Annotated in this window: 7 protein-coding genes; 5 read left to right on the top strand and 2 right to left on the bottom strand. The window is 73.5% G+C overall.

The window, feature by feature from the left end; genetic code table 11:
- Positions 1-206: 206 nt before the first annotated feature.
- Together NL142_RS13270 and NL142_RS13265 are read left to right on the top strand one after the other, a co-directional pair.
- On the top strand, positions 207-3,818 hold the full coding sequence (locus NL142_RS13270) for a S8 family serine peptidase (protein WP_435080124.1): 3,612 nt from the start codon (positions 207-209) through the stop codon (positions 3,816-3,818).
- A 310-nt stretch (positions 3,819-4,128) separates the two neighbouring features.
- Positions 4,129-7,746: a S8 family serine peptidase gene (locus tag NL142_RS13265; protein ID WP_435080123.1), complete on the top strand. Its 3,618-nt coding sequence runs from the start codon at positions 4,129-4,131 to the stop codon at positions 7,744-7,746.
- Between the two features lie 106 nt (positions 7,747-7,852).
- Here NL142_RS13265 and purU read toward each other — a convergent pair whose 3' ends face one another.
- Positions 7,853-8,725: a formyltetrahydrofolate deformylase gene (purU, locus tag NL142_RS13260; RefSeq protein WP_194685022.1), complete on the bottom strand. Its 873-nt coding sequence runs from the start codon at positions 8,723-8,725 to the stop codon at positions 7,853-7,855.
- Positions 8,726-8,803: 78 nt separating this feature from the next.
- On the opposite strand from purU, the gene NL142_RS13255 reads away from it, so the two are divergent.
- The 3 genes from NL142_RS13255 (at position 8,804) to NL142_RS13245 (ending at position 12,483) form a co-directional block, all read left to right on the top strand.
- Positions 8,804-10,108, top strand: coding sequence for an MFS transporter (locus tag NL142_RS13255; RefSeq protein WP_435080122.1), 1,305 nt, complete (start codon positions 8,804-8,806; stop codon positions 10,106-10,108).
- Positions 10,109-10,172: 64 nt separating this feature from the next.
- Positions 10,173-11,102 (top strand): hypothetical protein, encoded by a 930-nt coding sequence (locus NL142_RS13250; protein WP_435080121.1) that lies wholly within the window; start codon positions 10,173-10,175, stop codon positions 11,100-11,102.
- Positions 11,103-11,232: 130 nt separating this feature from the next.
- Positions 11,233-12,483, top strand: a complete 1,251-nt coding sequence (locus tag NL142_RS13245; protein WP_435080120.1) for an Nramp family divalent metal transporter — start codon at positions 11,233-11,235, stop codon at positions 12,481-12,483.
- Between the two features lie 21 nt (positions 12,484-12,504).
- Here the strand turns inward: NL142_RS13245 and NL142_RS13240 are convergent, their stop codons facing one another.
- Positions 12,505-13,179, bottom strand: a complete 675-nt coding sequence (locus NL142_RS13240; RefSeq protein ID WP_435080119.1) for a metal-dependent transcriptional regulator — start codon at positions 13,177-13,179, stop codon at positions 12,505-12,507.
- Positions 13,180-13,256: the final 77 nt, after the last annotated feature.

Raw genomic sequence — 13,256 nt, 5'->3', positions numbered from 1 at the left:
CCGGGGGCGGGGCCTCTCGCATGCCCGGGTGCGCGTCAGGTGTGCAGAGGGCGGACGGGCGCTGGTAGATCCTCCCTACGGTTCTCCCCATCGCGTCGTCCGACGCGGTTCCGGGGATCCGGTCCGTGCCTCCTCCACCTGGCCGCGGGCCCGGTCCTTCCCGGACCCGTGCGCCCGGCTGCAGCCGGCGACAGGAGGGAACCCCCATGTCCACACGCACACAGACCCCGCCGACCAGGCGGGGCCGCCCGCCCGGCCCGGCGCGCGCGTTCGCCGCGTCCCTGCTGGCCGTCGCACTCGTGGCGGCAGGAGGATCCATCGCCTCCGCCGCCGACGCGCCGACCGCTTCGGTGCCGCTGGACGCGACCGACGGTCACTACATCGTCACGTTGCGCGACCAGCCAGCCGCCTCCTACGACGGCACGCTCGACGGTCTCCCGCGCACGCAGGTGGATCCGGGTTCGCGCCTCGACGCCGAGTCCGACCAGGTGCAGAAGTACTCGGCGCACCTCGGCGACCTGCACCGCCAGACGGCCGACGCGGTCGGCGCCACCATCACGAACGACTACTCCGTCACCACGGACGGGTTCTCGGCCGAGCTCACGACCGATCAGGTGCGGAGGCTCGCGACCGACCCCGACGTGCTCAGCGTGGAGAAGGACGTCGAGCTGCACCCGGAATCCACCCCCTCCATCCGCGCGCTCGGCCTCGACGGCGCCGGCGGCGTGTGGGCGAAGACGGGCGGCCAGGACCACGCGGGCGCTGGTGCGGTGATCGGCGACATCGACAGCGGCATCACGCCAGACAGCCCGTCGTTCGCCGGTTCGCCGCTCGGCACGAAGCCCGGCGCCGACCCCTATCGCTCCGGATCCGGCATCGTCTTCCGCAAGGGGGACGGCACCCTCTTCCACGGCGTCTGCCAGACGGGTGACGGGTTCACCGCGTCCGACTGCTCCACGAAGATCGTGGGGGCGCGGTACTTCGTGGCCGGGCGTGACGCGGCCACCGACAAGCCGATCGGCCCGCAGGAGAAGCGCTCCCCGTTCGACGCCAACGACCACGGGACGCACACCGCGAGCACGGCCGCGGGTGACGCGGGTGTGTCGGCGACGGTCGCGGGTCGTGTGCTGGACACCATCTCGGGCGTCGCGCCGGCCGCGAAGGTCGCCGCCTACAAGGTCTGCTGGAGCGGGCCCGACCCCAAGGTCGAGACCGACGACGGATGCGAGGGCTCCGACATCGTGGCCGCCATCGAGCAGGCCACCAAGGACGGCGTGGACGTCATCAACATGTCGCTCGGCGGATCGCAGGACGACCAGGCCACCAAGCGCGCCCTCCTGGGGGCGGCTTCCGCCGGGATCTTCGTCGCCGCCTCCGCGGGCAACGAGGGCCCCGGCGCGAGCACGCTCTCGAACACCGAGCCGTGGGTCACCACGGTCGCCGCCAGCAGCGTGCCCGACAACTACTCCGCGACCGCTACCTTCGGCGACGGCCGGAAGGTCGCGGGCGCATCCGTCTCGGTGGTCGCGAAGGTCACCGGGAGCCTCGTGCTCGCCTCGGCATCCGGGGCCTCGGGCGCGAGCTCGCCCAACCTCTGCGGGGCGAACACGCTGGATCCCGCGAAGGTCACGGGGAAGATCGTCGTATGCGAGCGCGGCGTCGTGAACCGCGTGGACAAGAGCGCCGAGGTGCTCAGGGCGGGCGGCATCGGCATGCTGCTGGTGAACCCGACCAGCAACTCGACCGACCTCGACACCCACTCCGTGCCGACCATCCACCTCGACGCCGACGTCTACCAGGAGGTCGTGGACTACGCGGGGAAGGCCGGTGCGACGGTCACGTTGGCGCCGGGCAACAGCTCGGGTGTGCAGCCCGCGGCTCCCCAGATCGCGGGCTTCAGCTCGCGCGGCCCGAAGCAGGACGAGGGCAGCGACATCGTCAAGCCGGACATCGCGGCACCCGGCGTGGGCATCGTCGCGTCCGTCGCCGACAAGGACGGGAAGCCGGCGTTCGCCGTGGAGTCGGGCACGAGCATGTCGGCGCCGCACATCGCCGGGCTCGCGCTCCTCTACCTCGGTGTGCACCCGAAGGCGTCGCCCGCTGAGATCAAGTCGGCCATGATGACCACCGCCTCCGACACGGTCGACACGAAGGGCGCCACGGTCACCGATCCGTTCGCCCAAGGGGCGGGTGAGGTGGTGCCGAGCCGCTTCCTCGATCCTGGCCTCCTCTACCTGAGCGGGGAGAAGGACTGGCGGGGCTACGCCGCGGCGACCGGGCTCGACCTGCCCCATCCGAGCCAGCCCGTTGCCGCGTCCCAGCTCAACCTGCCGAGCATCGCCGTCGCCCAGCTGCTGGGCAGCGAGACCGTGACGCGCACCGTCACGTCGACGAAGGCCGGCACCTGGAAGGCGTCCGTGCAGGGGGTCTCCGGGGTCGACGTGCAGGTCGCGCCGTCCACGCTCTCCTTCACCGGGCCGGGCCAGACGAAGTCATTCCAGGTGCGCCTGACCACCCATGCGGGCGCGAAGACGGGGAGCTGGACCACCGGATCGCTCACCTGGTCGGGCCCCGGTGGCACCGTCCGCGGCCCCATCGCGGTGACGCCGGAGTCGGTGCAGGTCCCGGCGACGGCCTCCGGATCCGGTGTCAGCGGCACGACCGGAGTGACCGTCACGGGCGGCATCGACGGGACGGTCGCGCTCACCGCGGCCGGTCTCGCGAAGGGCGAGCACGTGAGCGACCCCGACGATGCGGGCGCGGCCCACAGCGGCGAGGCGCCCACGGGCTACGAGGTCGACTACCCGCTCACCCTCACGAACGCGACCAAGGCCCTCGTGATCGACATCGCGCCGGCCGACGGGAAGTCGGACATGGGCGTCGCGCTCCTGAAGAAGGCGAAGACCGGGCCGCCCACCGTCGTGGCCGACCAGGAGACCGCGTCGCTCGGCGAGCGGCTCGTCGCGTCGGACCTCGAAGCGGGCGACTACACGGTCGCGGCGCTGGTGAACCAAGCGGCGGGATCCGCGAAGACCGCGGCCTTCGACCTCACCGAGTACCAGGTCGGGAGCGGAGCGGGTGAGGGGTCCCTCGCCGTGACGCCCTCTGCCCTCCGCACGAAGCCGGGCAAGCCCGCGTCATACACCGCGTCCTGGTCGGGTCTCGCTGCCGGGTCCTCCTACGTCGGGGTCGTCTCCTACGGGGGATCCGATGCCACGACGCTGCTGAGCGTGTCGACCGCTGCCGCCTCCCCGCCGCCGGCCGCGACCGCTCCGACGGCCTCCGCGCCGCCCGCCATCACCGGCACGCCGGACGTCGGGCAGACGCTGACGGCGTCGACCGGCACGTGGACCCCGGAGGGCGTCACGCTCGCGACGCAGTGGCTCTCGAACGGCACGCCGATCGCCGGGGCGACGGGATCCACGTTCCGCGTGACCTCCGCGGTCGCGGGCACGGCGCTCGCCGTCCGGGTGACGGCCACCGCATCCGACGGGCAGACGGGCGTCGCCACGAGCCCGACCGTCGCGGCACGCGACGCGGCGACGGTGCACCTGCAGGCGACGCAACCGCGGGGCGCGGCGAGCGGCACCGTGCACGTGCAGGTGTCGGTGACGTCGGCCGGGAAGCAGGCCGCCACCGGGGTGGTGCGGGTGACCGTGGACGGCGCGGAGCGCGACGTGCCCCTCGACGGCTCCGGCACGGGCTGCGCCGACATCGCGGGCATCGCGCCGGGGACCCGCACGGTGCAGGCGTCCTACGCGGGCGACAACCTCGTCGGCGGGGGCACGAGCCGCGCGCAGAGGATCCTCGTGCGCTGATCGTCGCGTGAGGCGAGCGGAGGGCGGGTGCCGGAGGGCACCCGCCCTCCGTCGTGCGTGCGGCACCTGTCCACTACACGGAAGGGGACGAGGGAGTCTGAAAGGCTGCCTTGCGGCAGGCGATGGTGCTGCGGTGTGGGCGGTGCGCGCTCGGGTGCTGATGCCCGTCGTGGTGGGACTCGCGCGCCGGCCGGCAACTGTTACACGGCGGTAACAACCGGCCGCTCTCAGGGCGAATACCCGGGGTATGTTGAGGATTCGCGCGTGTCGCAAGGGGTGCGCGCGGGCCACTCATCCCCACTCGAAGGACGTGTTCGTGATCCCACGCTCCCCCCGGCTCCGCTCGGAGTCCGACCGCGCATCATCCCTGCGCAGGGCGACGGCCTCCGTCGCCGCCACCGCCCTCGTCGCCGCAGGCCTCGTCACGTTCGGAGCAGCAGGGGCCATGGCGGCCCCTGCGCCGACCGTGGCGACGCCGGCATCGGCCCTCGAGGACGGCCGCTACATCGTCACCCTCGCGGACGACGCCGCCGCGACCTACCGGGGCGGGGTCGACGGGCTCCCCGCGACCCAGGCCCGCTCGGGCGCGCAGCTCGACGCGAAGGCCGGCCCGGTCGTCGCGTACACCGACTACCTCGAGGACCGGCAGGAGGATGTGGCCGCCAGCGTCGGCGCCGACATCGAGTACTCCTACTCCCTCACGGTCAACGGCTTCTCCGCCGACCTCACGGCCGAGCAGGCGTCGAAGCTCTCCGGCGACCGGGAGGTCGCCTCCGTCGAGCCCGACCGGATCTACCACCCCACGTCCACCCCGGCGGCCGACTTCCTCGGGCTCACGGGCGCCGACGGCGTCTGGGCGAAGACGGGCGGTCAGGAGAAGGCGGGCGAGGGCGCGGTCATCGGCGTCATCGACACCGGCATCGCCCCCGAGAACCCCGCGTTCGCGGGCGAGCCGCTCGGCACGACGGCGGGCGCCGAGCCGTACCGCGACGGATCCGCGATCGCGTACGCCAAGGGCGACGGCACCACCTTCCGGGGCGCGTGCCAGACCGGCGAGCAGTTCACGGCGGCCGACTGCTCCACCAAGATCGTGGGCGCGCGCTACTTCGTGACGGGCTTCGGCCAGGAGAACATCGGCACGGCGGCGACGGGCGAGTACGTCTCCCCGCGCGACGGCGACGGCCACGGCTCGCACACCGCATCCACCGCCGCCGGCGAGGCGGGCGTGACGGCCACCATCGACGGCAACGACCTCGGGGAGATCTCGGGCGTCGCGCCCGCCTCCAAGATCGCGGCCTACAAGGTCTGCTGGTCCGGCCCTGACCCGGCCGTGCAGACGGACGACGGCTGCGCGGGTGCCGACCTCGTCGCCGCCATCGAGCAGGCCACGAAGGACGGCGTCGACGTCATCAACTACTCCATCGGCGGCGGATCCGCGCGCACCACGTTCTCCGCGACCGACAGCGCGTTCCTCGGCGCGGCCAGCGCGGGCATCTTCGTGTCGGCCTCCGCGGGCAACTCCGGCCCGGGCGCCTCGACCCTCGACAACGCGTCGCCGTGGATCACCACGGTCGCCGCCAGCACGGTCGCGGGCAACTTCGAGGCCACGGCGCAGCTCGGCGACGGGCAGGCCTTCGCCGGCTCGTCGATCACGGTCACGGAGCCCGTCACGGGCTCGTTCGTCACGGCGGCGTCCGTCGCGGCGGCCGGCGCCACCACTCCGGCCCTCTGCGGGCCCGGCGTGCTGGATCCCGCGAAGACCGCCGGGAAGATCGTGCTGTGCGAGCGCGGCACGTTCGACCGGGTCGCGAAGTCGGCCGAGGTCGAGCGCGCGGGCGGCATCGGCATGGTGCTGGTCAACCCGACGCCGAACTCGGTCGACGCCGACACGCACTCCGTGCCGACCGTCCACCTCGACGCCGACGTCTACGCGGCCGTCTCCGCCTACGCGGCGACGCCCGGCGCGACCGTCACGCTGGTGCCCGACAACACGACGGGCGTCTCCGCCCCGACGCCCCAGGTCGCCGGCTTCAGCTCGCGCGGCCCGGTGCTCGCGGACGGCAGCGACATCCTGAAGCCCGACGTCACGGCGCCCGGCGTCTCGATCATCGCGGCGACGAACAACGCCGAGGGCGAGGAGCCGACCTTCGCGCTCCTCTCCGGCACCTCGATGGCGGCCCCGCACGTGGCCGGCCTCGCGCTGCTGTACCTCGGCGAGCACCCGAAGGCGACGCCCGCCGAGATCAAGTCGGCGATGATGACCACCGCGTACGACACGGTGGACGAGGACGGCGGCAAGGTCACGGATCCCTTCACCCAGGGCGCCGGCCACGTCGACGCGCGCCGGTACCTCGACCCCGGCCTGCTGTACCTCAACGACCGCGCCGACTGGCTCGCGTACCTCGCGGCCACCGGCTACGCGTCGGGCATCGACCCGGTCGACCCGTCGGAGCTCAACCTGGCGAGCATCGCGATCGGCGCCCTCACCGGCTCCGAGACCGTGACGCGCGAGGTCACGTCCACGCGGGCCGGCACCTACACGGCGAGCGTGCAGGGCCTCGCGGGCGTCACGGCCGAGGTGACCCCGAAGACGCTCGAGTTCACCGAGGCGGGGCAGACGAAGTCGTACGAGGTCGCGTTCACGCGCACCACGGCCGACATCGACGCCTACGCCACCGGATCCCTCACCTGGACGGACGGCGACACCACTGTGCGCAGCCCGATCGCGGTGAACCCGGTCTCCATCGCCGCACCGGACGAGGTGCAGGGGAAGGGGATCACGGGATCCGTCGACGTCACCGTGACGCCCGGCACCACCGGGCCGATCGCGCTCGCCGCGGAGGGCCTCACCGCCGGCCGCGTCTACGCGAACCCGAAGGACGCGTCCTCGCCCATCTCGGGCACGGGGCCGGCCAAGGCGGAGCTGCAGTACGCGACCACCGTCCCCGCCGGCCAGCTGGCGACCCGGATCGACCTCGACTCCGCCGACGACAAGGCCGACCTCGACCTCTCGGTGTTCCGCCTCGAGGACGGGGAGCCGGTCGAGCAGTTCGACTCGGCGACGGAGTCCGCCGACGAGTCCGTGACCATCGAGACCCCGGAGGCCGGTGACTACGTCGTGGTCGTGTCGATCTTCTCGATCCCCGCGGGCGCGACGACGCAGGACTTCACCATCACGCAGTTCGACCTGTCCGAGTCGACGGACGAGGGCGCATTCACGGTGTCCCCGAACCCGCTCGACGCGGTGCAGAGCCAGCCGATCACGTACACGGCGTCGTGGAGCGGGCTCGCGCCCGAGACCGCGTACCTCGGTCGGGTCGCCTACTCCGGCACAGAGTCGTCGACGTACGTGCGCGTCGAGTCGGGCGCGATCCCGGCGCCGACGGCGACCGCGCCGCCCGTGATCACCGGCACGCCCACCGCCGGCCAGACGCTCACGGCGTCACCCGGCACGTGGGACCAGGAGGGCCTGAAGTTCTCCTACCAGTGGTTCGCGGACGGGAAGGCCCTCGCCGGCCAGACGCGCGCGACCTACAAGGTCTCGCCGTCGGTCGCGGGCAAGTCGATCACGGTCGTCGTGACGGCGAAGCCGGCCTCGGGCCCCTCGGGCACCGCGACCAGCGAGGCCGTCGTGATCAAGCTCGCGAGCACTGTGACGGTGAGCGTCAAGCCGCCCGTGCTGACGAGCGCGCAGAAGGCCGTCGTCACGGTCAAGGTCGACAGCGCAGCGAAGGCGGCGCCCACGGGCACCGTCACCGTGAAGGTCGGCTCGGACTCGTTCGAGGTCGCGCTGGATGCTGCGGGCACCGGCCGCGTGGAGCTGCCGGCGTACGCGAAGGGCCGGTACACCGTGACCGCGACCTACGCGGGCGACGCCGCCAACGCGGCGAAGACCAGCTCGCCGAAGTACCTCTACGTGAGCCGCTGATCCGGCTGACGTAGGACCACCGCGGAGGGGCGGGTGCCGGGAGGCGCCCGCCCCTCTCGGCGTCCGGGCCCGGCGCGTCCCGGCCGCGTGCGCCCCGGCCCGCGCGTCAGCGGAAGATGATCGTCCGCGCGCCGTCGAGCAGCACGCGGTGCTCCGCAAACCAGCGCACGGCCTGCGTGAGGGTGCGCGACTCCTCGTCCTGGCCGATGGCCATGAGCTCGCGGGCGCTGCGCGAGTGGTCGACCCGCACGACGTTCTGCTCCACGATCGGGCCCTCGTCGAGGTCGCTCGTGACGAAGTGGGCGGTCGCGCCGATGAGCTTGACGCCCCGCGCGTGCGCCTGCTTGTAGGGGTTCGCGCCCTTGAAGCCGGGCAGGAAGGAATGGTGGATGTTGATGATCCGGCCGCTGAGGCGCGCGCAGAGCTCGGGGGAGAGGATCTGCATGTAGCGCGCGAGCACCACCAGCTCGATGTCGTGCTCCTCGACCGCGCGGATCACGCGCTCCTCGAACGCCCGCTTCGACGCGTCGTCGCTGACGGGCACGTGCTCGAACGGCACCCCGTAGAAGCCCGCGAGGTCCGCCAGCCTCCCGTGGTTGCTGAGCACGAGCGGGATCTCGACGGGCAGCTGGCCCGCGCGCTGTCGGAACAGCAGGTCGTTCACGCAGTGCTCGGCGGTGGATCCCAGCACGAGCGTGCGCAGCGGCCGGCCCACCTCGTCGAGGTGCCAGGTCGCGTCGTACCGCTCGACCACGGCGGCGAGCGCGTCGGCCAGGCGGTCGTCGTCGGCCGCGCTCTGGATCTGCAGGCGCATGAAGAACCGGCCCGTGTCGGCGCTCGAGAACTGCTGCGACTCGGTGATGTCGCCGCCGGCCTCGACGATCGCGCCCGCGATGGCGTGCACGATGCCCGGGCGGTCGTCGCAGGAGAAGACGAGGACGCGGTGCGGCGGACGCGCGGGGGTGGCCTGGTCGGTCATCCGTCTAGGCTATTCCCTGGCTGCGCGGATCCCGCCGGCCCCGGGAGCACTCCCGCCGTCGACGTCCTGTGGGTCTCCATGACGAACACCTCCCCCATCTTCCTGCCCGACCTCGAGCGCGCCGAGCGCTCCGGTCGTCGGCGCCCGACGCCGGGCGTCGACCCGTCCTTCCGCTTCCCCTGGGTCGGGATCCTCACGCTCGCCGCGTGCGTGTTCCTCAGCGTGACGAGCGAGATGCTGCCCACGGGCCTCCTCAGCGAGATGAGCGGCGACCTCCGCGTCGAGGAGTCGCGCGTCGGCCTGCTCGTCTCGGTGTTCGCGGTCGCGGTGGTCGTCTCCAGCGCGCCGCTCGCGGCCCTCACCCGCCGCGTCCCGCGGCACGCGCTGCTGCTCGCGGTGCTCGCGGTCTTCGCGACGAGCAACCTCCTCACCGCCCTCGCGCCGACGTTCGAGCTCGTCACCGCGACGCGCGTGCTCGGCGGCCTCGCGCACGGCCTGTTCTGGGCGGTCGTCGGCGCGTACTCGGCGCACCTGGTGCCGCCCGCGCTCATCGGCAGGGCGGTCGCGCTGACGGTCGGCGGCGGCAGCCTCGCGTTCGTCCTCGGCGTGCCGGTCGGCACCGCGGCCGGGCAGGCGTTCGGCTGGCGGGCGGCGTTCGCGGGGATCGGCGTGCTCACGCTCCTCGGCATCGTGCTGGTCTGGCGCTTCCTCCCGGCGGTCGGGCGGCCCGAGCGGGAGGCGCCGGTCGACGCGCCCGCGGGAGGTCGCGTGGGGATCCGACAGCGCATGGCCGGGCAGGGCCTCGGCGGCGTGCTACTCGTGTGCCTCACGGCGATGGTCATCATGATCGGCCACTACGGCTTCTACACGTACGTCGACCCGTTCGTCACGCGGGTGATGGGGATCCCCGAGCAGCATCTCAGCGCCATGCTCTTCGGCTACGGGATCGCCGGCGCGGTCGGGCTCCTCATCGCCGGCACCGTGTTCGCGAGCCGACCGCAGCTGGGCGTGCTCGCGGGCCTCGCGGCGGCGGCGGCGGGCGTCAGCGCGCTCGCGTTCGTGCCCGGCCTCTGGGCCGTCGCGATCCCCGGCTTCCTCCTCTGGGGGCTCGCGTTCGGCGCGATCCCGACGCTGCTCCAGACGCGCATGCTGCACGCCGCGCACCCGTCGTTCCGCGACACGGCGAGCTCCTTCTACACGACCGCGTTCAACGTCGGGATCGGCGGCGGCGCGCTCGTGGGCGGCGCGCTGCTCGACGGGCTCGGCATCGCCGCGCTGCCGGGGGCCTTCCTCGCGGTGATGGCGGTGTCGGTCGTGCTCGTCGTGGGATCCGCCGGCCGGGCCGCCCGGGGTCGCGCGGCCTCCGCGCGCGCCGCCGCCTGAGGCCCGCCTGCGGGAGGCCGTCGGTGTCCCCAGTCGCATCGGCGTACCTCATGCCTGCGGGAGGATGGGAGCCGTGACCACGACCCCCGCGCCCCTCGGCCTCCTCCTCGACGTCGACGGCCCCATCGCCAGCCCGATCACCCGCACCCTCGCCATCCCGAGCATCGCCGCCGACCTCGTGGAGCTCGCGGCCGCGGGCGTCCCGGTCGTCTTCAACACGGGCCGCTCGGACGCCTTCATCCGCGAGCAGGTCGTCGGCCCGCTGCTGGCGGCCGGTCTCCCCGCGGGCGCGCGCGTGCACGCCGTGTGCGAGAAGGGCGCGTCCTGGTTCTCGATCACCGCGGACGGCGCGGGCGAGGTGCACGTCGACCGCTCGCTCGCGCTGCCCGAGGCGTACATGCGCGACATGGAGCGGCTCGTCGCCGAGCGCTTCGCCGACTCGATGTTCTTCGACACCACCAAGCACGCGATGGTCTCGGTCGAGCAGCTCACGAGCGTCTCGTCCGCCGACTACCTCCGGCTGCAGCCCGACCTCGACGCGCGCGCCGTCGAGATCCTCACGGCGCACGGGCTCGGCTCGGTGCTCGAGGGCGTCGAGGTGCCTGATGCGCACGGCGAGGTGCAGGTGCGCGTGGACCCGACGATCATCTCGACCGACGTCGAGTCGATCCGCCTCGGCAAGGACCTCGGCGCCGCCCGCGCCCTGGAGCTCCTCGCCGACAGCGGCCCGCTGCCGCTGCGCTGGCGCACGGTCGGCGACTCGCGCACCGACTACGCGATGGCGCGCTGGCTGCACGAGAACGGGCACGAGGTCGCGCACGTCGACGTGCGGCCGGCCGACGGGATCCCCGCGACGCCGTACCCCGTGCTCACGGCCGGCGACCTCATCCACGACGAGGCGGGCGCCGCGCTCCTCGGGCAGTGGGTGCGCATCGTGCGCGGCGAGGCGGAGGACGACTCCGCGTTCCTCGCGCCGGGGCGCGGCGCGAGCTGAGCCGCGCGGGTGCTCGCCGCGCCCCTCTCGACCCGCAGGACCCTCGGGGCCCGTCCGCTTCCGGACGGGCCCTTCCGCGTGTGCGCGAACGGATGTTAGCCTCGGCTAACACTTCGACGGAGAGGCCGCCATGATCCGCACCGCCCCCGAGCGCGCCCGCGCGGGTCGGCCCGTCTCGGGCCCGCGGCTCGTGCTCCTGCTGGGACCGGCGTTCGTCGCGGCCATCGCGTACGTGGATCCCGGCAACGTCGCCGCGAACCTGACCGCGGGCGCGCGCTACGGCTACCTGCTGGTGTGGGTGCTCGTCGCCGCGAACCTCATCGCCGTGCTCGTGCAGTACCAGTCGGCGAAGCTCGGACTGGTCACGGGCCGCAGCCTGCCTGAGCTGCTCGGCCAGCGGCTGCCGACCACGCGCCGTCGTGCGTTCTGGGTGCAGGCCGAGCTCATCGCCGCGGCGACCGACCTCGCGGAGGTCATCGGCGGGGCGATCGCGCTGCACCTGCTGTTCGGGATCCCGCTCGTCGCGGGCGGCGTGATCGTCGGCCTCATCTCGATCGGCCTCCTCGCCGTGCAGTCGCGGCACGGGCAGCGGCCGTTCGAGCTCGTGATCGGCGCGCTCCTCGTCGTGATCACGGTGGGCTTCCTCACCGGCCTCGTCGTGAGCCCGCTGTCGGGATCCGGCATCGCGGGCGGCCTCGTGCCGCGCTTCGACGGACCGGACAGCGTGCTGCTCGCCGCGAGCATGCTCGGCGCGACCGTCATGCCGCATGCCGTCTACCTCCACTCCTCCCTCAGCCGCGACCGGCATGGCGTGCAGAGGGACCCGGGCGTGCTGAAGCGGCTCCTCACCGCGACGCGCTGGGACGTGATCACCGCGCTCGCCGTGGCCGGCGCCGTCAACATCTCCATGCTCCTCATCGCCGCCGCGAGCCTCGGCGGCGTCCCCGGCACCGACTCGATCGAGGGCGCGCACGCGGCCATCACGGCGTCGCTCGGGCCGGTCGTCGGCGTCGTGTTCGCGGTCGGGCTGCTCGCGTCGGGCCTGGCGTCGACGTCGGTCGGCGCATACGCGGGCGCGGCGATCATGGGCGGCCTGCTGCACGTGAAGGTGCCGCTGCTCGCGCGGCGCGTGGTGACGCTGATCCCGGCGCTCGCGATCCTCGCGATCGGCGTCGACCCGACCACGGCGCTCGTGATCAGCCAGGTCGTCCTGAGCCTCGGGATCCCGTTCGCGCTCGTCCCGCTGATCCGCCTGACGGGCGATCGCCGCGTGATGGGCGAGCACGTCGACCGGCCGCTCACGCGCATCGCGGCGTGGGTCGCGGTGTCGCTCGTGGTGGTGCTCAACGTCGCGCTCGTCGTGCTGACCTTCACGGGCTGACGCACGCGGGTCGGCCGGGCGTCAGCCGGCGTCGGAGACCCAGACCGCGGAGGCGGCGGCGGGCGTGAGCGGCCTCGCCGCGGATCCGTCCACCGTCACGCGCACGGCGCCGGGAGAGCCGGGTGCGGCCTCGCGCACGAGCGTCGCGTCGAGCCCGATGCCGTGCTCGGCGAGCTCGCGCAGCAGGCGCGGGTCCTCGTCGGAGATGCGCCGCACGCGCATCGGCCGGTCGGTGTCCGCGTACGCGAGCACGGTCGCGTCCGGCAGGTGCGGCTCGCCGTCGGCCGAGGGGATGGGGTCGCCGTGCGGATCCCGCGACGGGTGCCCGAGGTGCTGGTCGATGCGCGCCACGAAGTCGTCCGAGACCGCGTGCTCGAGCACCTCGGCCTCGTCGTGCACCTCGTCCCAGCCGTAGCCGAGCACCTCCACGAGGAACGTCTCGAGCAGGCGGTGGCGGCGCACCATCTGGATCGCGTGCCTGCGACCGTCGTCGGTGAGCTCGATGCTGCCGTACGGCCGGTGCTCCACGAGGCCCTGCGCGGTGAGGCGGCGGATCCCGTCGGAGGCGGTGGCGGGCCGGATCCCGAGCCGATCGGCCAGGCGGCTGACGGTCATCGGCTGGTCGGTCCACTCGGTCGCCGACCAGATGAGCTTGAGGTAGTCCTGCGCGGCGCTGGAGAGCTCGTCGACGGACATGCCGCCATGGTACCGAGCGGCTCCGTGGGGCCCGTCGTCACGCCGCGTGCCCGGGCGGTGCAAGCTGGACGGGACCG

This window comes from Clavibacter quasicaliforniensis (genome assembly GCF_051201715.1).
Classification (GTDB): domain Bacteria; phylum Actinomycetota; class Actinomycetes; order Actinomycetales; family Microbacteriaceae; genus Clavibacter; species Clavibacter seminis.
Note: the sequence above shows the minus strand (reverse complement) of the source record. Positions and strands in the feature narration are given on the sequence as shown.